The organism is Gloeocapsopsis crepidinum LEGE 06123 (genome assembly GCF_015207655.1).
In the GTDB taxonomy this organism is placed as follows: Bacteria; Cyanobacteriota; Cyanobacteriia; order Cyanobacteriales; family Chroococcidiopsidaceae; genus Gloeocapsopsis; species Gloeocapsopsis crepidinum.
The window spans coordinates 1-21,146 of sequence record NZ_JADEWN010000050.1 but is presented as its reverse complement, the minus strand read 5'-3'; the positions used below and the strand labels follow the sequence as shown (position 1 = coordinate 21,146).

20 protein-coding genes and 1 pseudogene are annotated in these 21,146 nt (G+C 41.8%); 10 read left to right on the top strand and 11 right to left on the bottom strand.

What is annotated here, in order from left to right; translation table 11 throughout:
* Nucleotides 1–20: 20 nt before the first annotated feature.
* On the bottom strand, nt 21–1,433 hold the full coding sequence (locus IQ230_RS18150; protein ID WP_193933684.1) for a nicotinate phosphoribosyltransferase: 1,413 nt from the start codon (nt 1,431–1,433) through the stop codon (nt 21–23).
* Nucleotides 1,434–1,905: 472 nt separating this feature from the next.
* Here IQ230_RS18150 and IQ230_RS18145 point away from each other — a divergent pair, with 472 nt between their 5' ends.
* The 3 genes from IQ230_RS18145 (at nt 1,906) to IQ230_RS18135 (ending at nt 3,514) form a co-directional block, all read left to right on the top strand.
* Nucleotides 1,906–2,058 (top strand): hypothetical protein, encoded by a 153-nt coding sequence (locus IQ230_RS18145; RefSeq protein ID WP_193933683.1) that lies wholly within the window; start codon nt 1,906–1,908, stop codon nt 2,056–2,058.
* Nucleotides 2,059–2,309: 251 nt separating this feature from the next.
* A complete protein-coding gene (locus IQ230_RS18140) occupies nt 2,310–2,903 on the top strand; it encodes a DUF1802 family protein (RefSeq protein WP_193933682.1) in 594 nt (197 codons plus the stop codon).
* 353 nt (nt 2,904–3,256) lie between these two features.
* Nucleotides 3,257–3,514, top strand: coding sequence for a hypothetical protein (locus tag IQ230_RS18135; protein ID WP_193933681.1), 258 nt, complete (start codon nt 3,257–3,259; stop codon nt 3,512–3,514).
* A gap of 156 nt (nt 3,515–3,670) precedes the next feature.
* Here the strand turns inward: IQ230_RS18135 and ggt are convergent, their stop codons facing one another.
* From ggt to IQ230_RS18120, 3 genes are all read right to left on the bottom strand, one after another.
* Nucleotides 3,671–5,398 carry a gamma-glutamyltransferase gene (gene ggt / locus IQ230_RS18130; protein ID WP_193933680.1) on the bottom strand — a complete coding sequence of 576 codons (1,728 nt, stop codon included), beginning with the start codon at nt 5,396–5,398 and terminating at the stop codon, nt 3,671–3,673.
* 99 nt (nt 5,399–5,497) lie between these two features.
* Nucleotides 5,498–6,337 carry an aminotransferase class IV gene (locus tag IQ230_RS18125; RefSeq protein WP_193933679.1) on the bottom strand — a complete coding sequence of 280 codons (840 nt, stop codon included), beginning with the start codon at nt 6,335–6,337 and terminating at the stop codon, nt 5,498–5,500.
* Nucleotides 6,338–6,550: 213 nt separating this feature from the next.
* The gene (locus IQ230_RS18120) at nt 6,551–7,468 is read right to left on the bottom strand and encodes a glycine betaine ABC transporter substrate-binding protein (protein ID WP_193933678.1); all 918 of its coding nucleotides are present in this window, start codon (nt 7,466–7,468) and stop codon (nt 6,551–6,553) included.
* A gap of 81 nt (nt 7,469–7,549) precedes the next feature.
* Between IQ230_RS18120 and IQ230_RS18115 the strand changes: the two genes are divergently transcribed.
* The 4 genes from IQ230_RS18115 (at nt 7,550) to IQ230_RS18100 (ending at nt 10,389) form a co-directional block, all read left to right on the top strand.
* A complete protein-coding gene (locus IQ230_RS18115) occupies nt 7,550–8,248 on the top strand; it encodes a Uma2 family endonuclease (protein ID WP_193933677.1) in 699 nt (232 codons plus the stop codon).
* Between the two features lie 135 nt (nt 8,249–8,383).
* On the top strand, nt 8,384–9,196 hold the full coding sequence (locus tag IQ230_RS18110; protein WP_193933676.1) for a GNAT family N-acetyltransferase: 813 nt from the start codon (nt 8,384–8,386) through the stop codon (nt 9,194–9,196).
* Between the two features lie 30 nt (nt 9,197–9,226).
* Nucleotides 9,227–9,877, top strand: coding sequence for a hypothetical protein (locus tag IQ230_RS18105; protein WP_193933675.1), 651 nt, complete (start codon nt 9,227–9,229; stop codon nt 9,875–9,877).
* Between the two features lie 14 nt (nt 9,878–9,891).
* Entirely contained in the window at nt 9,892–10,389 is a 498-nt protein-coding gene (locus IQ230_RS18100; RefSeq protein ID WP_193933674.1) for a hypothetical protein, read from the top strand.
* 135 nt (nt 10,390–10,524) lie between these two features.
* On the opposite strand, the pseudogene IQ230_RS18095 reads toward IQ230_RS18100, so the two are convergent.
* Nucleotides 10,525–11,142, bottom strand: a pseudogene (locus tag IQ230_RS18095) (ABC transporter permease); the annotation flags it as partial.
* The gene (locus IQ230_RS18090) at nt 11,133–11,942 is read right to left on the bottom strand and encodes an ATP-binding cassette domain-containing protein (protein WP_193933672.1); all 810 of its coding nucleotides are present in this window, start codon (nt 11,940–11,942) and stop codon (nt 11,133–11,135) included. The pseudogene IQ230_RS18095 and the gene IQ230_RS18090, both read right to left, overlap by 10 nt.
* A gap of 264 nt (nt 11,943–12,206) precedes the next feature.
* Between IQ230_RS18090 and IQ230_RS18085 the strand changes: the two genes are divergently transcribed.
* Together IQ230_RS18085 and IQ230_RS18080 are read left to right on the top strand one after the other, a co-directional pair.
* Nucleotides 12,207–13,727, top strand: a complete 1,521-nt coding sequence (locus IQ230_RS18085) for a DEAD/DEAH box helicase (protein ID WP_193933671.1) — start codon at nt 12,207–12,209, stop codon at nt 13,725–13,727.
* A gap of 122 nt (nt 13,728–13,849) precedes the next feature.
* The gene (locus IQ230_RS18080; RefSeq protein ID WP_193933670.1) at nt 13,850–15,061 is read left to right on the top strand and encodes a DUF790 family protein; all 1,212 of its coding nucleotides are present in this window, start codon (nt 13,850–13,852) and stop codon (nt 15,059–15,061) included.
* 177 nt (nt 15,062–15,238) lie between these two features.
* Here the strand turns inward: IQ230_RS18080 and IQ230_RS18075 are convergent, their stop codons facing one another.
* The 4 genes from IQ230_RS18075 to IQ230_RS18060 all read right to left on the bottom strand — a co-directional run bounded on the left by IQ230_RS18075 (nt 15,239) and on the right by IQ230_RS18060 (nt 18,442).
* Nucleotides 15,239–17,293, bottom strand: a complete 2,055-nt coding sequence (locus IQ230_RS18075) for a ribonuclease catalytic domain-containing protein (RefSeq protein WP_193933669.1) — start codon at nt 17,291–17,293, stop codon at nt 15,239–15,241.
* Nucleotides 17,294–17,448: 155 nt separating this feature from the next.
* Nucleotides 17,449–17,664 (bottom strand): 30S ribosomal protein S18, encoded by a 216-nt coding sequence (rpsR, locus tag IQ230_RS18070; RefSeq protein ID WP_099702477.1) that lies wholly within the window; start codon nt 17,662–17,664, stop codon nt 17,449–17,451.
* A gap of 2 nt (nt 17,665–17,666) precedes the next feature.
* Nucleotides 17,667–17,861 carry a 50S ribosomal protein L33 gene (rpmG, locus tag IQ230_RS18065; protein WP_099702478.1) on the bottom strand — a complete coding sequence of 65 codons (195 nt, stop codon included), beginning with the start codon at nt 17,859–17,861 and terminating at the stop codon, nt 17,667–17,669.
* 41 nt (nt 17,862–17,902) lie between these two features.
* A complete protein-coding gene (locus tag IQ230_RS18060) occupies nt 17,903–18,442 on the bottom strand; it encodes an RDD family protein (protein WP_193933668.1) in 540 nt (179 codons plus the stop codon).
* Between the two features lie 488 nt (nt 18,443–18,930).
* Between IQ230_RS18060 and IQ230_RS18055 the strand changes: the two genes are divergently transcribed.
* Entirely contained in the window at nt 18,931–20,220 is a 1,290-nt protein-coding gene (locus tag IQ230_RS18055; RefSeq protein WP_193933667.1) for a molybdopterin molybdotransferase MoeA, read from the top strand.
* Nucleotides 20,221–20,276: 56 nt separating this feature from the next.
* On the opposite strand, the gene IQ230_RS18050 is transcribed toward IQ230_RS18055, so the two are convergent.
* The gene (locus IQ230_RS18050) at nt 20,277–21,020 is read right to left on the bottom strand and encodes a surface-adhesin E family protein (protein WP_193933666.1); all 744 of its coding nucleotides are present in this window, start codon (nt 21,018–21,020) and stop codon (nt 20,277–20,279) included.
* Nucleotides 21,021–21,146 lie beyond the last annotated feature (126 nt).

Sequence of the window (21,146 nt, the reverse complement as noted above, 5' to 3'; positions counted from 1 at the left end):
CTCTGAACCGGAGGTCTGCCTTAGTGTCCCCTGACCCCTGACCCCTGAACCCTGCTATAAGCGGTTACGGTTGTCTCAGCTAGCCGAGTTTTCTCAGTCAATTGCTGCAAGGCGGGAGATATTTCTACAGGAAAAGGTGTCGGATTATCAAGTTGCTTGACACAATCAGGTAAACTGGCAACTGATTTAGCGGTGCGATCGCGAATTTGTGTGATTGACTCTGGCGGTTGAATTCGTTTGCCTTGCTGCATGACTAGTTGCAATAATGGTTGTGCATCTGTTTCTGTCACTAAGCCCAAACAGTCTTTGATTGCTTGATCGCCCTCAAAACTCCGAAAAATTTGTTTGCATCCTGGATAAGTTGCTTTACCACTCGATTGTTTCATAACAGGGATGCCGGCAATTTCAACAATTTTGTAGACTCCATTGACAGGGGTACCTGTGACTAAGCGCGTTCCCAAACCATAACCATCAATTTCTGCACCATTTGCTTTCAGGTTGGCAATTTCCCATTCATCAAGATCGCCGCTAGCAAAAATACTGACTTCGGGTAAAAGCGATCGCACTTGTTTCGACAGCGAGACCAAGTCTCCCGAATCCAACCGCACTCCTGTAAGTTTCATTTCTCCTGCTTTGACTTTTTCGGATAAACGTTGGGCAGCTGCGACAGTATCGTAAGTGTCAATCAACAAGGGTGCGCCTGGAAAATAACGATGAAACGCTGTAAAAGCTTGATCTTCCGTACCTTCCATTGCAGCGATCGCCATGACTAAAGAATGTGCCATTGTCCCACTCGGTTGACTACCAAGCCGCAGTGCAGCTAACACATTTGAGGTAGAATCTAATCCAGCAGCTAGCGCTGCCCTTGCTGCCCATAATGAAGATTGCGGACTAAAAGCCCGTCGCGTCCCAAATTCCAGAAGTGTTGCAGACGATCCAGCAATATCTCGCAGTCGCGCTGCCCGTGTTGCAACTAGTGTTTGAAAATTAAGTGTGTTGAGTAAATAGGTTTCCACTAGCTGTGCTTGCCATAGCGGCGCTTCGACTCGCAAAAGTGGTTCATTCGCAAAAACGGCGGTTCCTTCGGGTACTGCCCAAACATCTCCGGTAAAGTGTCCTGATTCTAGCAGCGTCCAAAAGCTTTCTGGTGCGTTATTAAAAATTTTGGTTGCTTTTAAAGCGGATATCTGCGCTGCACTAAAGTGTAAATTTTCGAGATACTCCAATGCTTGGGCTAACCCCATTGCGATCAAGTAACCGAAATCATCAGGTAAGCGGCGGGTAAATAGTTCAAAACTTGCCCATTTTTGCTCTAGCCCTTCACCTGTATAGCAAGCTGCCATTGTCAGCTGATAAAGGTCTGTCAGTAGACTATAATCTTCTGCACTCAACGTAAGTTCCTGAGTTGGTACGCAATCCAGGGAGGGTGTCATTGCACAGCAATTGTGTAGTTTGTTTAATTATAGTGTAATTCACCAAAATGTTGTCAAGCTAAGCTGTAATTATTTGCCAGATACCGGACTTTTAGCTTAAAGCTCGGCAATTGTTACATAAAATACTCACTTAATTTATATTCGTTTGTAGTCAAATTTACTATATTTTCCCCTCTAAGTAAGTCAACTTATTGGTTGGTAAGTAGCTCAAGATGCCTAACCCACACCTAATATTTCATATAGAATTGAGTTGATACACATGACTCAACAAAACTGAACCTAATATAAACTAAGAATGTTTAACTTCTGATCCCTAACCTCTAACTCCCAATAAAGTATTGCAAACATAAACGAATAAGCATTACAAATACGTGCAAAGAATTAAGCAAGTATCATAATTGAAGCAGAAGGGAATTAAACTACACACATTAAAAACTGACTTCCTCATAATCATCATTAGGAGAATGATCCTATGAGTATTTATCGCACAATCGACAGCATGGCTCGCTATATTTCTGAAGCTGTCACGCGAATTTTTGGACCAAGCGATGATGCTTATCCAATGACGGGAGTTCAACCGTTTACCGGAGAACCTTTTAAACCTCAACGTAATGCTGAGTGGTAAGTAGTATTCGTTTTTCGTCATTAAACTAATTGTAATTTAGTAACAAAGTAGGTGGGGATAATATTTGATCTCCACCTGTTTTTTACTGGCAAGAGATCGTATGAATTTTGCGATCGCTGATATCCAAAGCTTTCATTAGACAAATTAACTAAAATAATATTTAGCCATCATTTAAAATCAGAAACTATCCCTAATCCCTGAACCGTAGGTCTGAGAAAATTGCGTCCTCTGCCCCCTCTACTGAAATCCATATGCAATTACATACTTCTCATGCACTCAAAGAATGGGCTGTAGCAGTTGAAGCGCTAGAGCAAGCAAAAACAATTATGCTGCTACGCAAAGGTGGTATTCACGAACAAAGCGGGCGCTTTCGGGTTGCTTACAACCAAGTTTTGCTTTACCCTACCTACGAGCATCAGCAACCTGCATTGTTAAAACCGGAATATGCTGACACCGTAATTCCTGTCACTTCTGGTTGGCATCCTGAAACTGTGCGTATCGGTAGTTGGGCAGAAATTACTGATATTTTGCCTGTTAGCGATCTGCAAGCAATAGAGGCATTGTTGCCATTTCATATCTGGAATGAAAAATTTATTAGCGATCGCCTGAAGTGGAAATCACGTCAGCCTTTATACGTATTGCTGCTACGAGTTTACATCTTTCCTCAGGTGCATATTTCCTACCGTGCAGAATATGGCGGTTGTAAGTCTTGGATTGACATAGCACAAACAATTTCTGTAGCAAACTTCCAACCTGTTTTATCCGACGCAGCTTATGCTCACAAAGTGGCAGAAATTCGTCAGACAATGAGTTATGTCTTGCAGGGGCTAGTGACTAGTGATTAGTGATTAGTTTTGAGCTTTGAATTGTTCGCGAACAAAGCTGCCGGAGGCATTAGAATTTTTTAATTCCCCTGCACCTGATCTTTCTATATTGCAAAACCTTAATATATGGCGATCCCCTGCATTAGTACTGAGCGATCGGTATGAACTCTTACCCTAGATAGATATACAAAACTTAAAGAAAAAAGTATCTTGACTGCAAGTCAACACTCTTGACAAAGGTAAAATAGTATGCTTAAACATTTATAAGCTTGAGGCAACATAATTCTTCAAAGTTATCAGCCTAAGTACAAGCTTTTGCTAAATGCGAATTAGCACATTGCGTTTTATGCCGTTATTTGAGACAAGGAGTGCCTATGCCTCGACAATTGTGCTGGCTATCAAAATCCGGTACAGATGGCGAGAAAGTCTTGTATTTGCGAACTGCACCCAATGAACCGTGGAAACCTTACACGCATTTTCCGCAGTATGCGATACCCGATTACCAAATTCCTGGAGGTTCTAAAGGTTGGGCGACTTACCAAAAACTGATCAAGCAGGGTTGGATTTTAGTGCCTAGTGCCCGCGCTACAGAGTTTGGTAAGGTTGCCACAGAAGCAGAAATTTTATACTAAGGGCGAGGAGTGAGTGAATAGTCACTAGTGGCTAGTGATTAGTCTTGAGTTTTGAATTTTAAATTAACAGAATTCTCATAACTCATAACTCAGCACTTCACGACTCATAACTCTCCTAAACTCAACACTCAACCCCGATCGCTTATAACTCTTGAGTCAAAATCCCCTCGGAGAACCTTCTCCACGAGGATCGGCAGCACCTTCTAGCATATTATCAGGAGTCACAACGATCGCATTTGCATTACCCCAAGTGGAGCGTTCCTCAATTTTATGTCCCCGACGACACAGTTCGACAATTGTGGCATAGTCTAAACCGAAAGGTTCTATTCGTAACTCATCGGGTAGCCATTGGTGATGAATTCGAGGTGCAGCTACTGCAGAGCCGACATCCATGCTGTATTCTAGGGCATTGAGGATTGTTTGTAATACTGTAGTGATAATCGTGCTACCGCCAGGTGCGCCAACTGCCATCCGCAAGCGACTATTTTCAGTAACGATGGTAGGTGTCATACTCGATAAAGGAGTTTTACGCGGTGCGATCGCATTGGCATCTCCGCCAACAAGTCCATAAGCATTAGGAACACCTGGTGCGGCAGCAAAGTCATCCATTTCGTCGTTGAGGAGAATTCCTGTTCCTGGCGTTACAACACCAGAACCAAAACCGTAGTTGATTGTAAAGGTGAGGCTTACAGCATTACGCTGCGGATCAATGACTGTTAGATGACTTGTTTCGGATGATTCCTTGCCTTTGATGTAGCGCAGTAGCGTTTGTCTGTCTACGGGTTTGACTTCGCTTGAACGTCGTACAGTGTCCATACGGATTTCCTGACGTCTTTGAGTAGCATAGTCACGACTAGTAAGTTGCGCCACAGGAACTTTCACAAAGTCAGGATCGCCGAGATATTCGGAACGATCTGCATAGGCAATTCGCATGGCTTCTACCATCAGATGCAGTGCATCAGGGTTACGCCATCCTAGCGATCTCAAGTCAGTATTGCCGATGATATTCAAAATCTGTAATAAGTGTACCCCTCCAGAAGACGGCGGTGGCATTGAACAGATGCGGTATGTACGGAAGTTGCCACAAACAGGAGTACGCCAAATCGGTTTATAGGTTCTAAGGTCTTCAAGAGAAACTAAACCACCGTTTCTTGCCATGTTGGAGGCGATCGCCCGCGCAATATTTCCGGTATAAAAACTTTGAGGATTCTTGGCAATTGATTGTAACGTTGCTGCTAAATCTCGCTGGATTAATCTCTCGCCTGGCTGGTACATTCTGCCATCGCGTGTAAAAATTTGTCGTGCTGCTGGATTTGCTAGAATAGCTTCCTGACGACTTTCAGCAGCGTTAGTATACCTTGGTGATACCACAAAGCCATCACGAGCATAGCGCATTGCTGGTGCAATTAATGTCGCCCACGGTAACTTTCCATACTGGCGATGCACTTCGTACATTCCTGCCACAGTACCAGGAACTGCTACTGATAAATAACCATCAATACTGACATTGGGGCGCACTTTGCCTTGCGCGTCTAAATACATATTCCGCGTTGCTTTTAGGGGTGCGCGTTCGCGAAAATCTAAAGCTTTGATTTCTTTCCCTGGTTGGTGGAGTAAAAGAAAACCACCCCCTCCGATACCCGCTGAAAATGGTTCAACAACAGAGATCGCAAACGTTGTTGCAACTGCGGCATCGACTGCATTACCTCCTTTGCGTAATATTTCTACTCCTGCTTCGCTAGCTAAAGGATGTGCGGAAACAACCATTGCTTGTTTGGTGCGGAGTGGTTGAACATAAGCAGAGGTTGCAGGTTTGGCAGGAGTAATAAAGTATAGAAAAATGGTGACAAGCGTCACTTGCTTGCACTTAGAAGCTATCCACATTTCAGGTTTTTACAAGCTACACCTGAACTTTAATATAATTGTGTTCTTATGGATAAAAAGTGGTAATTGGTAATTGTAATGACTTTTTTCACCTATTACTTATAACCCATGACCAAATCTCGTATAGTTGCGAAATAAATGTATAAGATTTTGGGTGTTTTTCCCTGATTTGCCGCTTGAGATTTGGAGATCGTCGATTTGCGTTATTGGCATAATCTCTTTGTTTGTGGCTGTAATGAATGCTTCGTCACAATTGTTTAAGTCACTGTAGTGAATTGGCTGTTCGACGATCTCAAATTCAATTTTTGCAAGTTCTAAAACAACTTCTCTAGTAATACCTTGGAGAATGTTTTCTTTTGGGGTAATGAGTTTATTGTCGCGAAATATGAATAAATTTGTGGTTGTTCCTTCTAGAACGTGTCTCTGCTGATTTATATATAGTGCTTCAATTGCATTCACTTGTTTTGCTTGTTGTAATGCCATAATTGCAGAGATATAGTTTAGGCTTTTGGCTCCTGGGATAAATCGCTCAGCTTGGACTGTAATAACTTTGACTCCTTGTGTGTAATATGTTTCAGGATATTCAGTTACAGGAGTCACAATGACTATCAAGCTAGGTTCACCGGAAGGGGTAATAAAGTCGGTTGACATCCCACCTGTAGCAATGATACGAATGTTGGCGTCAGGCAGATGATTGCGGTTGAATGTCTCTTGAGCGATCGCCTCAATTTCGGGCGTTGACCACGGCAAATTTAAACCAATTAACTCCGCCGATTTTTGCAGCCTTTGTACGTGTTCGCTAAGTTTGAAAGGAATTCCATTGTAAGTACGTAAAAAGTCAAAGACGCCGTATCCTCGAACAATTCCTAAGTCGTTGATTGGTAAACAAGATTCATCGGCAGTAGTATATTTCCCATTGATGTAATAAATATATGTCATCTCTCTGGTCGTTGGTGGTTGGAAATGATTTTAAACTTGAATATTAAGAATATTTCTCAAAAAATCGGTAGTATACAACTGCATGAATTTATTGTATTATTTTAATATGTTTTTCTTCATAATAAAGATCTAATCTCCAATAAAATTTTTAGACAGATGCCCATTATAGTATAAATTCTATCAGACAGAGCTGTAAACTTCAACCATCATTACCTACTTCTTCACATTTTTTGTTGGAATTTTAGCTTGTAAAAACTCGCGCACGACTTCTTGAATATCGCGTAATTCCCCTTCAACTTGATAATTCAAACTACGCATTTCATCTTCAGTAATTAACCCACCAAGTTGTTGAATAGCAGGTAGTAGCTGAGGATATTTTTGCAAAGTTGCTTGGCGAATAATTGGCGCAGCTTCATAAGGGGGAAAATAGCTTTTATCATCTTCCAGAATTGCTAAATCCAAACGGGCAATTTGTCCATCAGTAGAGTTACCGGCAACTAGATCAACTTGCTTATCAACTAAGGCACGATACATTAAGCCTAAATCCATCACTCGGGGCGATCGCGCAAACTCTAAACCATAGGTTTGAGCGAGTCCTGGAAATCCATCTTCGCGTTGAATAAATTCGTAACCAAAGCCTGCTTGCCATTGTGGAGTGTATTGAGCAGCTTGGGAAATTGTTTGTAAATTATAGGCTCTTGCATCTTCACCGCGCACAATTATAGCGAAAGTATTTTCAAAGCCCAAAGGTGGAGTGACTTCTAGATTAAATTGTTCTGCATACGACGATCGCACTTGTTGATAAACAGCTTGAGGATCGCCAATTGGCTTTTGTTTCAAAATACCAGTAAAAGCAGTTCCAGTGTATTCAATATAAGTATCAATTTGTCCTGCAAGTAAGGCTTGGTGACAGACGAAAGTTCCACCCAAATGTAAGCGGCGATCGACTCTTAATCCGGTTGTGTTTTCGATATGTTGAGCCAACATTTCGCCAAGAATATCTTGCTCAGTGAAATCTTTAGAAGCAACAATAATATCCCCACTACCACCCGTTGTTGTGCTGGGGTTACAACTTGCGATCGCCAAAATCAAACTAAAAGTAACAAAGCAAAGAAGAATAAATTTTTTCATGCCTACTAATAGGAAAAATTTCATGAATTAAACTAGAAATAAACTTGATTCGCCTTGCCCGCGAAATTCAGCTTAAGTAATATGGTACAAAGCAGTCAAACACATTCTCCAACATATCCTCCTACTGACTTACTAAGTAATGAACCGCCGTTAGAAACCTATCGCCATCTTAGACAACTCATCTTACTCTTAACTTCTTTAGAACGCTTATGGCATCGGCAAGATTTTTTTGCTGGAGGTAACTTAAGCATTTACTACAGTATCCGTCAGATAAAATCTGAAGATATTAAAGGACCAGATTTTTTTGTTGTTTTAAATACTGAACGCAAAGAGCGAAAAAGCTGGACAGTTTGGGAAGAAGAAGGGAAGTATCCTAACTTTATTTTAGAGATTCTTTCTGAGTCTACTGCTAAAAATGATCGAGGTTTAAAAAAGCAATTGTATCAGGATGTGTTTCGCACGCCAAATTACTTCTGGTTTGACCCTTATACCTTAGAATTTGCGGGTTTTAAACTTAATTACCGCATCTATGAAGCACTCATCCCTAATGAGCAAGGATGGCTATGGAGTGACGAATTACAATTGTATTTGGGAATTGTGGGCGAACAATTGCGGTTTTTTACGCCAGATGGAAAATTAGTTCCGACTCCAGAGGAAGCAGAAGCAGAAGAACGTCAACGAACTGAAATCGAACGTCAAAGAGCTAATGCGGCGGAAGCCAAAGTAGAAGCATTACAGCAAAAGTTGCGTGAATTGGGAGTTGAGATTGAAGAGGAGTGATACTCATCTTGTAAGATGACCTTAGATGCTGGCGACTACATCTAAAGCTTCTTAGTTAGTTATAATAACCCCACTAAACCCTTTGCTTATTCCTACCTAGTAGGCTGAGGTAGCTTGTAATTAGTTGAATAATTTATGGAAACCCAGGTTGTTCTTTACATATATTCATTTCCTTCATATCTAAGAGAGCAACCAAGGGTAAAAATTGGTAGAACCTCTGGAAGTATTGATGCTGATCCTATGCAATTAGCATGGCAGCGCATACGCGCACAGATTAGAACCTCGCATCCAGAAGAACCTCATTTATTGGGCGCAATTAAAATTTCAGACGAGCGTGTAGAGTCAATTATTCATTCTCAGTTGACAGCAAAGGGATATCATGTCTCAGAAGCACCTGGTATTGAGTGGTTTAGGTTCCCTAATCAACAAGAATTACAAGATTTTGTAAATAAACTTTATCGTGCTGTAATTTTTGATGATTTCTCAGAACTAGTCGGTGGACGAACAGATATTGAGGGAGACTCGTTCGAGTCTGTTGTTGATGCATTTGGAGTGAGAAAGTTAAGCGGTAGCGAATTTAGACGTGAGATTGAGTTGGTCAGGATGCTTGATAATGAACTATCTCCCCTCTATCCTGGTTTCCCTCAATGGCTAGATAGAACAATGAGGGATTCAAAAACTGTGTTCAATGTGGCTTACAGAGATAAACAAGCTATTGGAGTTGCAATTTGGAAACCTAAAAGTCGTGGAATCGCTAAATTATCAACTCTCTATGTTTATCAGGATTTTCGACGTAGTGGTATTGGGAGAAACCTGATTTTAACCTGCTTTGAACAGTGGAAATCAGAGAGAATTAGAAGAACTTTTGTTACAACAGCTAGAGTTGAGCTTATTCCATTCTTTGAACGCTACGGCTTTTGGGTAGAAGGTATAGGGCGTGAGATATAGGAACGTGAAGGTCATCAACCGGAATGGTTCTTGACAAAGCTACTATTTTATGACCCTGATACGAGTAAACTGGATGTTATAAATAAGGCAAAACATCTATTTCCATCAATTATTGGGTCTTCTTATAATCCTGAAGGTAGAAAGGAAGTCACACAGATTCAATACAACGATGCAACTATTAATTTACTGGACTCTGATGGAAATTCGGTTCATCGTTGTTCTTTCCATTCCTGGCTCAATCTGATATATCCCGCAGAGTCGATCTATGATCCTCGGACGGCTTATATTATACCAATTCGTCCTCAGTTTCTAATTCAAATATTTCAAGCTGGCAAAACGGTTTATTACGGTAAACCCACTTGTACTCAAGATGATATGAGAGGGGCATCGGTATTGTTTTATGCTAGCCGTCCTATATCTGGTGTTGTAGCGATTGCTAGAATCGTCAATCGATATATTGGAACACCTGCTCAACTCTACAATGATTTGGGTATAAGAGGTGTTCTTACTCTAGAACAAATCGGCGGGGAAGGACAAATTCGACAAGCTGTTGAGTACGATTTCCTAATGCCACTTCGTCAAGCGATCAGTCGAAGTGACTTATTAAGTAATGGTATCCTAAATGGAACACCTCAAACCATGCATAGTATTTCCTTAGAGCGTTATATGAAGAGCAGTTGAACTTGGAGGTGTTTATGCAGGTTAAGCATATTAAGGCTCTCAGCATCAAGCAGATCTATGCTGAACGTATTATTGCTGGTACTAAGAAAATTGAGTTAAGAAAGCGCCCAATTGGTATCGAACTAGGCGATCTTATTCTTCTATATGAAACTAATCCTGATTCTGTTATAAGAGGAGGCTTTATAGCTGATAAAACTATATCCTTATCTCCTCCTAGGATGTGGAATCAGTATCATCATATTATGGGAGTAGACAAAGAATTCTATGACATTTATTTCGAGAACTGTGAATTTGCATATGGCACTTTAATACGTCAGAGCTTTTCCTTTCCTGCATTGCCTCTAAAACAAATACAAAAACTTTGTTCTGGTTTTGTACCGCCACAAGCTACAATCAACTGGCGTAAGAATTGGTATGTTCAGGCTGAGTGGCTTGATGCACTTAACAAGGGAAGAAATGAACTAATGCAAGAGAATCGGTTGGGTGAACAGTTGAATTTACTTATATTTTAGTGAATACAGCTAACTCGCCATACTTGTTGGCTTTTCGAAGGGGTAGGTAGTGTGGAAAAACATGGTAAGATTTAGTGAGCTTGCGCTCATTTAAAACCCCTTAGTCGTTGCTTGCGAACCTTTTTTTAGCAAGCGTCGCTCTAATAGACTAATACCCCAGTCGGCTAAAATTGCTAATATTGCTGCGGGAATTGCGCCTGCGAGAATAAGTTGATTGTTTACCATAGCAATACCGCGAAAGACAAAGACACCTAAACCGCCAGCACCGATCGCAGCGGCGATTGTTGCAATACCGATCGCAATCACGGTAGCGACTCGCACTCCTGCTAAAATAAAGCTTAATGCTAAGGGAATTTCTACTTGTAAGAGCAGTTGGCGATCAGTCATACCCATACCACGTCCAGCTTCTCGGATTGCCGGATCGACACTCGTAATTCCCGTGTAAGTATTGCGGATAATTGGCAGAAAAGAGTATAAAGTTAAAGCAATAATTGCCGTTTGCGCTCCAATCCCACCAATAACGGGTACAGAAATTAAAAACCCGAAAAGCGCCAAACTCGGAATTGTTTGCAAGATGTTTGCAATGCCAAGAATCGGTTTTCGCCAGCGGACTTGGCGCGTGATGAGAATTCCTAAAGGAATACCAATTAAAGTTGCAACACCAACTGCAATTGCAACAATGAATAAGTGCGTACCAGTTTCTTGCAAAATTTCTGGGGCGTATCTGACAAGGAAAAATTCACTTAAATCCATTTCCCGTTATTGCTATCTCCATCTGAAAATTGTGGAAATGATGCTTCTGAGGATGCGATTCCCCGCAAACATTGCTTAAAAGCGAGTGCTTCAGGTTCTTGCGAACCTAAAAAATCTTCTGGCGTACCCAAGACTACCAACCGCCCAGTATCCATTAAACCAATACGGGATGCTAAGACGAATGCTTCTTGAATATCGTGAGTTACAAAAACAACTGTTTTACCTAATTCTTGTTGTAGGCGGCGAAATTCGCTTTGAATTTCTAAACGGGTAATTGGATCTAATGCACCGAAAGGTTCATCCATTAATAATACTGGAGGATCTGCGGCTAAAGCTCTTGCAACACCAATCCGCTGTCGTTGTCCGCCAGATAATTCATGCGGATAGCGTTTCGCAAATTGTTCGGGTTCTAAACCGACTAAGTTTAATAGTTCAAACACCCGCGTTTTGATTTGTTTAGGTTTCCAGCCTTCTAAAGCAGGAATTAAACCGACATTGCGTTCCACAGTAAAATGAGGAAACAAGCCAGTTTCTTGAATCACATAACCAATTTTGCGGCGTAGTTTAATTTCATCCCACTGATTTGTTGGAATACCATCGAATAGGACTTCCCCTTGAGTAGGCGTGAGTAACCGATTAATTAACTTCATCGTCGTTGTTTTACCGCTACCACTGCGTCCTAGCAAAATCAGTGCTTCACCTCGACGGATGGAGAAATTGAGATTCGACACGATCGCGCGGTGTTGTGGGCTATAACTGACATCACGGAATTCAATAACCGTTTCCTGTTTCTGCAACATGGATAATTTGCACTGACTCGGTTTACGTCATTATGAAATGATTTTGCCCCGAAAAGTGTAATGAGTGCGATCGCTTTGCAGAATTATTTATAGTAGGGTATCAGAGGGGCGAGGGATTGCTTTCCCGTAGTAGTGGTTCTGAATCTCTATATATTTTGAGTTAATTACTGACATCACAGTAAACTAATCCGAGTAGTTTCATTGTGAATTTCCCCAACTTTATCCATCTTCTAAAATAAGCGGAAATAGATCAGTAATAAGTTGATGGTACGTATTCCTACACTATCTTTTGATCGCGGTACTTTAATTTTGCATCCTCCGCCCAAGGGTAAGGCTTGGGTAGATTACGCTACTTGGGATGACAGAGTAGAAAAATTCCGCATCAAAGCAATTGATTATCGTCAGCTTGTAGAAGCCTTACAAAACGAGAACATTAATTTTATTGATGAAGCCAAAGCGTTTATTGCGTTGGAACTTGTCTCAAGTTTGGCAATGGAACCGTATCCTCATCAAACCCAAGCTTTAACTGCATGGAAACAAGCAGGGCGTCAAGGTGTAGTTGTATTACCTACCGCTGCTGGAAAAACGTATTTAGCTCAACTGGCGATCGCTTCTACTCCTCGTAGTACACTCATCGTAGTTCCCACTTTAGATTTAATGCATCAGTGGTATGCTCAACTATTAGCAGCGTTTCCAGATGCAGAAGTAGGGTTACTAGGTGGAGGTTCGCGAGATAAATCTCCTCTGTTAGTTGCGACGTATGATAGTGCTGCAATTCATGCAGAAGCTTTGGGAAACCGTTATGCACTACTGATTTTTGATGAATGTCATCATTTACCTACCGATTTTAATCGCGCGATCGCGGAATATGCGATCGCACCCTATCGATTAGGACTTACTGCAACCCCAGAACGCAGCGATGGGAAGCACTCAGATTTAAATTACTTAATTGGAACCGAAGTTTATCGCCAAACTGCGGAAGAACTCGCCGGTAAAGCTTTAGCAAAACACGAAGTTGTTCAAATTAAAGTAAAACTGTCGCAACACGAACGCGATCGCTACAACGAATCAATCGAGTTACGCAATGCATTTTTACAGCAAGCAAATATCAAGTTAGGGAACTTGAAAGGTTGGCAATTATTTGTTCAAGCAAGTGCGCGTTCGACAGCAGGACGTAAAGCAATGTTAGCGCACCGTACAGCAAAGGCGATCGCATTAGGTACGGATGGTAAGTTACGGGTATTAAGTAATTTACTTGCACAACATTATCCCGAGCGTACGTTAATTTTTACTGCAGACAACGCAACGGTGTATCGCATTTCACAAGAGTTTTTGATTCCGGCGATTACGCATCAAACTCCGATTAAGGAACGTCATGAGATTCTTTTGCGATTTCGGGAAGGAGAGTACCGTGCTTTAGTCGCTTCGCACGTTTTAAATGAAGGTGTTGATGTTCCCGCAGCGAGTGTGGCGATTATTCTTTCGGGTACGGGTTCGGCGCGGGAGTATATTCAACGCTTAGGGCGGGTGTTGCGACGCGGTACAGATAAAGACAAGTTGGCTGTGTTGTATGAAGTGGTAGCGGAGGATACTTCGGAAGAGGGAACTTCAGTGAGAAGAAGGGGCGCGGGACGCGGGGCGTTAGCGAAGCGAGGCGAGGGGGAAATACAGCAGTTAGAGATTTTGCCTTCTCAAACGACTTACGGTGTGAATCATATTACACGCAGAGCTGCTGAGTCTCAAGATATGTATAAAGTTGATATTGATAATCAAGAGGATAGGTAGGAATGATCAGATATCACACCCTTTCTTTGTTAGCTAATTGTGGATAAATGTTGTTTGTGCCACCAATTACCAGTTACCAATTACCAACTACTATTTACCCACTTACTTAATTCAAGTTTGAAATGTTACCAACTGATTTACTAACACATCGCTTGAATGGAGAAACGATTGTTCCGAAACGATTAGCAATTGATACTAAAAATTTGGAGTTAGCAGCAGAATTAATTGCTTGTTTCCAAGAATCAATTGGTAACTCTCAGGGCGAATTAAATGAGCGCTTGCAAGATTTTGAGGGAGATAGCCCTGATTATCGCATTAAGCGCGGCTTGGCGCATCTATTAAAAGGTTTGTGTGAATTTGAAGTGATTAGTCCACTGGAACCTCAAGTTTTGCGAGAACGAGTATTTAAAGTTGCAGCGCAAACAGTTCCTAGTAGTTTTAATAGTCAGCAAACTCTCAAGAATTTAGCTTTACAACTAAGTCACGAGTTACAACGAGAAGTTATTGCTGAGGAAATTCGGATGGGGTTGTATGCCGACCTTGCTGAAAATAGAATTTTAACTTCTTTTGACGCGCCTACACCAGAGGAATTATTACATCGATATAACTTATCTCAAGTTCAAGGAATTTTTTATAAGGCGAGTCATTTAATTATTAATGCACATCGCAATGTTCCTGGTCAATATAAGTTGTTATTTCGTTATCTAAAATTATTTCAATTAATGGCTTATATCGAGGGTGACGCAGAGCATGGATTTACAATTACAATTGATGGTCCTACAAGTTTATTTAGCCCAAGTACTCGCTATGGACTAGCGATCGCAAAACTGATTCCTGCCCTCTTACACGTTACTAAGTGGAGTCTCAGCGCTGCGCTACAACTTCGCGACTTTTATACAAATAATTGGAAAACTGGTCGTTTTAATCTTGATTCCGAATGCGGTTTAATATCGCACTATCCACCAGGTAAAACCTACGATAGTATGCTTGAAGCCTCATTCGTCGATCGCTGGGAGTCGTTGAAAACAAAGTGGGTTTTAGAACGCGAAGTTGATTTAATTCCAATTCCTGGTAGTGTGATGATTCCTGACTTTCGGTTGGTACATCCTGATGGCAGAATATTCTTACTAGAAATTGTCGGTTATTGGCGACCCGAATACTTACAAAAGAAGTTTTCTCAAGTGCGCAAAGCCAATTGTGATAATTTAATATTAGCAATTTCCGAACGCTTGAATTTAGAAAAAGTTGGCGTGAAACTTAATGATTGTCCTGCAAGAATTGTGTGGTTTAAAGATAAGTTACAACCTAAATCTGTCTTAGCCGTACTGGAGTAATTTGGCAATTGAAATTAATATGTGAATAATGGTAATTAGTGTAGTAAGGGTCAGGGGAGTTGTAAGCGTTGAGTAATGAGTTTAAGTGAGTTGAGAAAAATCTTTAATTCAAAACGTGCTAAGGCACCGCTACGCTAACAAAACTTAGAATTCAAAACTTATTTAATTGTAATAGCCTTAAGTAGCTGCTTGCTGCGCTTCGGAATAAGTCACTTCCTGAAACTGCAATACGTCTTGACGCGGATCGACGTAGCTGACTTTAACTGACACCTGTTCGCCCAAACCGACACCGCGTTTGAAAACCATTGGTAACTGCAATCCCAAGTCTTCAATCAAAATCAATGCCAAGCGGCTATCCTCTCGCAGCCACATCAACACCAAAGCTTGCCAAACTTGATTAGGATGACGGCGTAAATATTCTAAGCCCCAGTAGCGGTTTGTTTGACGTTCTACCAATGTCGCTTCTTGAGTCACTGTCGTCACACTCAACATGACTTCTTGGATCTGTTCTCCAGAAAATGGAGGCGTTTCGCCACGGAGGTGAGCTTTTAATTGAAAATGAGTGAGTAAGTCTGTATAGCGGCGAATTGGTGAAGTGGCTTGTGTATAAGTTGATAAACCTAAGCCTGCATGACGTGTAGGTGTAGTACTCATTTCACTTTTAGGCATACAGCGGCGCATCGCACAAGCGCGAGCAAATCCTGCGGGTAGTTGAATTAACTCTTCGTCAGAGGGTAATTCTGGTTGAGGTTGACCGCGAAATGGTAAAGCAATTTTATGAACTTGACCGTAATGACCAGCAACTTCTCCTGCTAAAATCATCATTTCTGCCACTAAGTGACGTGACAGCGAATCATTTAAAACTTTGATCGTAATCTCGTCATCTTGAACTTTAATAATTGCTTCTGGCAAGTTAATGCTAACTGCTCCTTGCGACTGTCGCCACATTTGACGACGGCGGGCTAAAGCAGCGATCGCCGTAATTTCTGGTTCGCCTTCTAAACCCAATTCCAACATTTCGTCTACATCTTCATATGTTAGACGGTAAGTAGGTTTAATCGAACTTGCATGGATACTGTACTCTTGTACGGCTCCTGATTCATCTAAAACAACACCGAAACTCAAAGCACAACAAACTTTTCCCTGCAATAGACTCATTGGTCCTGTTGCCAACGCAGAAGGGAACATGGGAATCATTCCTGTTGGTAAATAGACTGTCGTCCCTCGTTTTCGTGCATCTAAATCAAGCTCATCTTCTGGAACTAACCACCGTGTAGGATCGGCAATATGAATCCACAGCTTTTGACGTCCATCGGCGAGTAGTTCCCAACTTACACCATCATCAATTTCGCTCGTGCTTTGATCGTCAATTGTGTAAACTTTAAGATGAGTCAGATCCAGGCGACGATCTGGGTCAGGTGGTGGAGAATCCATGCGCTGTTGAGCCACTTCTAACACCTTAGTAGGGAACTGAACCGAAATTTGGCTGCGCCGCAAAAACAAATTTTCATGAACGCTCCAAACACCCAAATCAACGAGCAACTCAAAAGCCGCTTGCGGTGTGGCAGAACGTCCCAAAGTATTCATTGTTTCTACGACGGAAACTGGTGGAGAATAAGTACGCGCTAGCGAGTCTGGAGTTAAACCCGAACGCACACATTCTGCTAGTAGTGTCGCATACTTTTCTATAGCTTCGATTCGCTGGCGATCTTGGCGACTCCATTCAACTGTCTCACCATTAATCGCTTGAGAAACTCGTGTTAGAAAATCCTGTTGTTCGCGTTGTCGATTTGCTTCGACTTCGATTTGATGTTTTCGTTCTGCAACTTGCGCCGCACTCCGTGGCTCGTAGGTGTTTCCTTTTTGCTTAAAATACAGTTTATCTTCTGAGAGTAAGCAGTGAGCAGCATAGCATTGTGACGGGTTCTGCTCTGAAAATAACAACATTGCCATTTGTGCTGGATCAACGGTTTCGCCGCTTTCGACCAACAATTCCCAAGCAACTTCTAAGCTTGAAGGGTCAAGGTATGTTTGTACTTCCTCCAAAAAATGCGGAATTTCTGACGGTTTGCAAGTTTGTTCGGATTCATAGGTAATTTGTCGCGGAGCTAGACTGTGCGTTAGACCGCGCTCATCGATTGCGATCCAGCGTGATTTGCCATCAGGACGATCAACAACACCAAGTCGGCGATCGCCCTGCACTCTAAATTCGACTAGCTTTCCCTTTTCCACAACAAGCGCACTCAGCAGTTAAGTTAATGTTCAATTTAGGTGTTGAAAGTAGGGTTGAGGGCAAGTCATCAAAAAACAACCGCATTTCTTGACGCTGGTTGCTACAGGTTGCGGACACCTATGCACCGCACTAGCTCCTCGCTCCTAGCTCTTATCTACCCTTCTTGATTAATAAACGGCAGCATAGCCAAAATCCGCGCTCGTTTAATCGCCACTGTGAGATCGCGTTGTTGCTTGGCGGTTAATCCTGTAATTCGCCGAGGAAGAATTTTGCCTCGCTCGGTGACAAACTTGCGCAGCAATTCGATATCTTTGTAATCTATGGGATCTTGCGGTTTAATTGGTGACAGACGACGACGAAAATAACTCATTGTTACTTAATTTCCTTGTGAACAGTGTGGCGGTTGCAGTGCGGGCAAAACTTCTTTAGTTCTAATCTTGCAGTTGTGTTACGCCGATTTTTCATTGTGGTGTAACGCGAAACTCCAGGCGATCGCTTATCTGGATTAGTGCGACATTCAGTACATTCTAGTGTCACAGTGATCCGGACACCTTTACTTTTAGCCATATTGCTACTTACTCAAGTTTAAACAAATTAAACACAATCTATTATTTTACGACACGCTGGCGAACTTGGGCAAGAAAACGGCTCACTTTAATATCAAGTGAGTATCCTCGCAATGAACTAGCAATAATCGTCCGAGCAATCAAGTCGTGTCCTGCTTGATGTCGGGTACTATCTGCTAACGCAATGCCACAGTCAAGTGCTAAAGGCACTAGCAACAATATACTACCTGCATTCATCAAGAAATTGCTCAAGGCGATCGCTGCTAGCATGGTACACGAACCAGCAACGCTTTCGCGCTTCACCAAAGTGAGTAGATCTGGAACTGTGCCCGCCTCCACATCCAGCAATTTCATGTCCAAAGTCCAGTGACCAAAGCTTTGTCCCTGATTTCGATACACGAGCAATACTCGCATACCACACCAAGCTAATAAAAATACAAAAACCTGCGCCCATGAAAACCTAGGACGTCCACCCAACAAAGAACTGAGTAGCCAAACTCCCAAAAAATCTATTCCAAAAGCTACAGCGCGTCTTCCCATTTGCACCCGAGGAAAGCGGGTATAGTCTGGCGAAGTATTCATAGCAAAAAATAGTAATTGGCTACTTTCATATCCTATGCTGATAGCTACCATATTGGTGACATTTAACTAGACCTTTTGCACGAATGCTGGGAGAATAAGTTCGCTACTAGACAAACTCTTTCGATCTCGGCGGTCTTAACTAATACAGTATGTGCGTTCATCACACTTTGTTGCGGAAAGTTTGTATGTAGTTGTGCTTTTAGCCATTTCATGCCCAAGAGCTTGAGAGCGTGTGACTCGGTGCAGCACAACAATACAACGGCAGATACCTGACGCCTTGCTACACAGCCTGTTATAAGTGTTGTATTAAGGCATGGGTAATTGGGAACGTTTTGAGAAAGCAATGAGTTGTTTGTGATTCATAAAACATGTTGCACAAGTCTAGTGACAACTCCTAAATTAATTTTTAGGAATTATGACCAACAGCTAATTGCTAACAGCTAATTGCTGTTACTAAGCTAGGAATACAGAATTCAGAGTTAATTTGTATGCTGCCAGCAAGCCAAGCAGAGGCAATGATTTTAGATTTGGTGCAACCCCTAGACGGAAAGCGCAATGGTGAGGTTGTAACACTTTTAACAGCAATTGACCGCATCCTGGCAGCACCAGTTGTGAGTCAGTTGGATTTTCCTCATTGGGATAATTCAGCAATGGATGGTTATGCTGTACGTTATGAAGATGTCAGAACTAGTCATGCTGAGCAACCTGTAGCTTTAGAGATTGTCGAAGAAATCCGCGCAGGACAAGCACCGAAGCGGGAAATCAAATCAGGACAAGCAGCACGCATTTTCACAGGCGGAGTTATGCCGTCAGGAACCGATACTGTAGTGATACAAGAACACACAAAACGCGAAGGCAATCACGTCTTTATTTTTACAGCACCACCAGAAGAAAAAGCTTTTGTCCGCGAGGGAGCATCGTTTTATCAAGCAGGAGCGCCACTTTTATTGCCTGGAATTGCGTTACAACCTCCAGAATTAGCAGTACTAGCAGCGGCACAATGTACGCAAATTAAAGTTTATCGCAGACCGAGAGTCGCAATTTTGTCTACTGGCGACGAATTAATTACTCCCGATCAGCCTTTACAACTTGGTCAAATTGTTGATTCCAATCAATATGCTTTAGCCGCACTTGTCGCCCAGACAGGAGCAGAACCTTTGCATTTGGGAATTTTCCCTGATAAACCCCACATCTTAAGAAGAGCAATTTCACAGGCGATCGCCACCGCTGATGTTGTTCTCTCCTCTGGTGGAGTTTCTGTTGGTGATTATGACTATGTAGAGCAAATTCTGGCAGATCTAGGAGCGACAATTCATATTCGTGCTGTAGCAGTTAAACCAGGTAAGCCCTTGACATTTGCTACGTTTTCTGCATCTGTAGCTTCTAAACATAAACCAGTGCTGTATTTTGGATTACCAGGTAATCCAGTATCTGCTTTAGTCAGTTTTTGGCGGTTTGTACAACCAGCATTACGCAAGCTTTCTGGACTAGCGCATAGTTGGGGACCAATGTTTGTCCAAGCACGATCGCAGCACGATCTTAAATCTGATGGTCAGCGCGAAACTTATCTTTGGGGACAACTGCATCTCATTGAGGGTTGCTATGAGTTTCACTTAGCTGATGGTAGCCACAGTTCAGGAAACTTAATTAATCTAGCCCAAACCAACGGTTTAGCAGTCATTCCGATCGGTCAACCGGCGATCGCCAAAGGTGAAATAATCCGAGTTTTACAAGTCGGTACACCCTTAATTCCGCTAGCTCATAGTAAACAAAATTAACATCATCAAAAGCAGTTGTATGATTCGATACAACTGCTTTTGTTTAGCAAAACAAACTAATTTACAATCCGTCCATTAACATAGTGTGTCGCTTCACCTACTGTTCCACCTACTTGTTTAGCGAAAGACGACGCTCGTTCGTAGGAAGTGAAAGATGCTAATTGAACTGATCTAATTCCCCGTTCTCTAACAATTGAAAAGGCATCATTACATAAATTGGTTCTAATGTTACTAAGATTACCACCATCGATAAATACTGGCCAATAAGTTCCTTGCCTCTGGAAGGGATCTCCACAAGAGCTGCGGGGAAATGAACTATTTCTCGTGACTACTGAGTTACTAATTGTGCGAGAATTTGTCGGTTGTCTTCCTCCATTAGCAGTTCTTAAGCTACAAACATAAAGTAATTCTGCTTCCCCAAGACTATCAGGTACGGGCGAATGCAAATTAGGTGGTATTGTAAGATAACTTCGGTCGTAATTGTCTAATACCTTTCCATTTGAATTATATTCAATCTGTCTGAGTACACCTATTTTGTTGCTTACACAATCAACATAAGTTAAGGACATTATGGATTGAGGTGTTGAGCTACTCAATGAAATGTACGAGCTAGATCTTAAGTTTTGATCGTATATTAATCTACTCCAAAAAGTTCTAGCATCTCCTGTGCCTTTGATACTATCAACATCTACAGCAAGATAAGGTTCAGAATTTATCATTACCCATTGTCTTGCTAAAACAGAATTTGGATAAAATAGTGCTACTAGAGAAGCAGTAGCTACCATGATTTTTTTCAACATACAGCCTATTGCAGTTTTATGAGGCACAGTAGCAACAGTGAGTAAACCAGTTTTTCAAATGCACGGGATTAATTAAATCGAGTGCAGTGGCAATGAGAAGATCAACCCTGAATGCAGTAGTTGGGG

Coding starts and splice junctions, on each gene's coding strand:
- IQ230_RS18150 (WP_193933684.1), bottom strand. CDS start 1,433: ATGACACCCTCCCTGGATTGCGTACCAACTCAGGAACTTACGTTGAGT.
- IQ230_RS18085 (WP_193933671.1), top strand. CDS start 12,207: ATGGTACGTATTCCTACACTATCTTTTGATCGCGGTACTTTAATTTTG.
- IQ230_RS18110 (WP_193933676.1), top strand. CDS start 8,384: ATGGAAACCCAGGTTGTTCTTTACATATATTCATTTCCTTCATATCTA.
- IQ230_RS18055 (WP_193933667.1), top strand. CDS start 18,931: ATGCTGCCAGCAAGCCAAGCAGAGGCAATGATTTTAGATTTGGTGCAA.
- IQ230_RS18060 (WP_193933668.1), bottom strand. CDS start 18,442: ATGAATACTTCGCCAGACTATACCCGCTTTCCTCGGGTGCAAATGGGA.
- IQ230_RS18125 (WP_193933679.1), bottom strand. CDS start 6,337: ATGACATATATTTATTACATCAATGGGAAATATACTACTGCCGATGAA.
- IQ230_RS18090 (WP_193933672.1), bottom strand. CDS start 11,942: ATGTTGCAGAAACAGGAAACGGTTATTGAATTCCGTGATGTCAGTTAT.
- IQ230_RS18100 (WP_193933674.1), top strand. CDS start 9,892: ATGCAGGTTAAGCATATTAAGGCTCTCAGCATCAAGCAGATCTATGCT.
- IQ230_RS18140 (WP_193933682.1), top strand. CDS start 2,310: ATGCAATTACATACTTCTCATGCACTCAAAGAATGGGCTGTAGCAGTT.
- IQ230_RS18135 (WP_193933681.1), top strand. CDS start 3,257: ATGCCTCGACAATTGTGCTGGCTATCAAAATCCGGTACAGATGGCGAG.
- IQ230_RS18050 (WP_193933666.1), bottom strand. CDS start 21,020: ATGTTGAAAAAAATCATGGTAGCTACTGCTTCTCTAGTAGCACTATTT.
- rpmG (WP_099702478.1), bottom strand. CDS start 17,861: ATGGCTAAAAGTAAAGGTGTCCGGATCACTGTGACACTAGAATGTACT.
- IQ230_RS18115 (WP_193933677.1), top strand. CDS start 7,550: ATGGTACAAAGCAGTCAAACACATTCTCCAACATATCCTCCTACTGAC.
- rpsR (WP_099702477.1), bottom strand. CDS start 17,664: ATGAGTTATTTTCGTCGTCGTCTGTCACCAATTAAACCGCAAGATCCC.
- IQ230_RS18080 (WP_193933670.1), top strand. CDS start 13,850: ATGTTACCAACTGATTTACTAACACATCGCTTGAATGGAGAAACGATT.
- IQ230_RS18145 (WP_193933683.1), top strand. CDS start 1,906: ATGAGTATTTATCGCACAATCGACAGCATGGCTCGCTATATTTCTGAA.
- ggt (WP_193933680.1), bottom strand. CDS start 5,398: ATGTGGATAGCTTCTAAGTGCAAGCAAGTGACGCTTGTCACCATTTTT.
- IQ230_RS18120 (WP_193933678.1), bottom strand. CDS start 7,468: ATGAAAAAATTTATTCTTCTTTGCTTTGTTACTTTTAGTTTGATTTTG.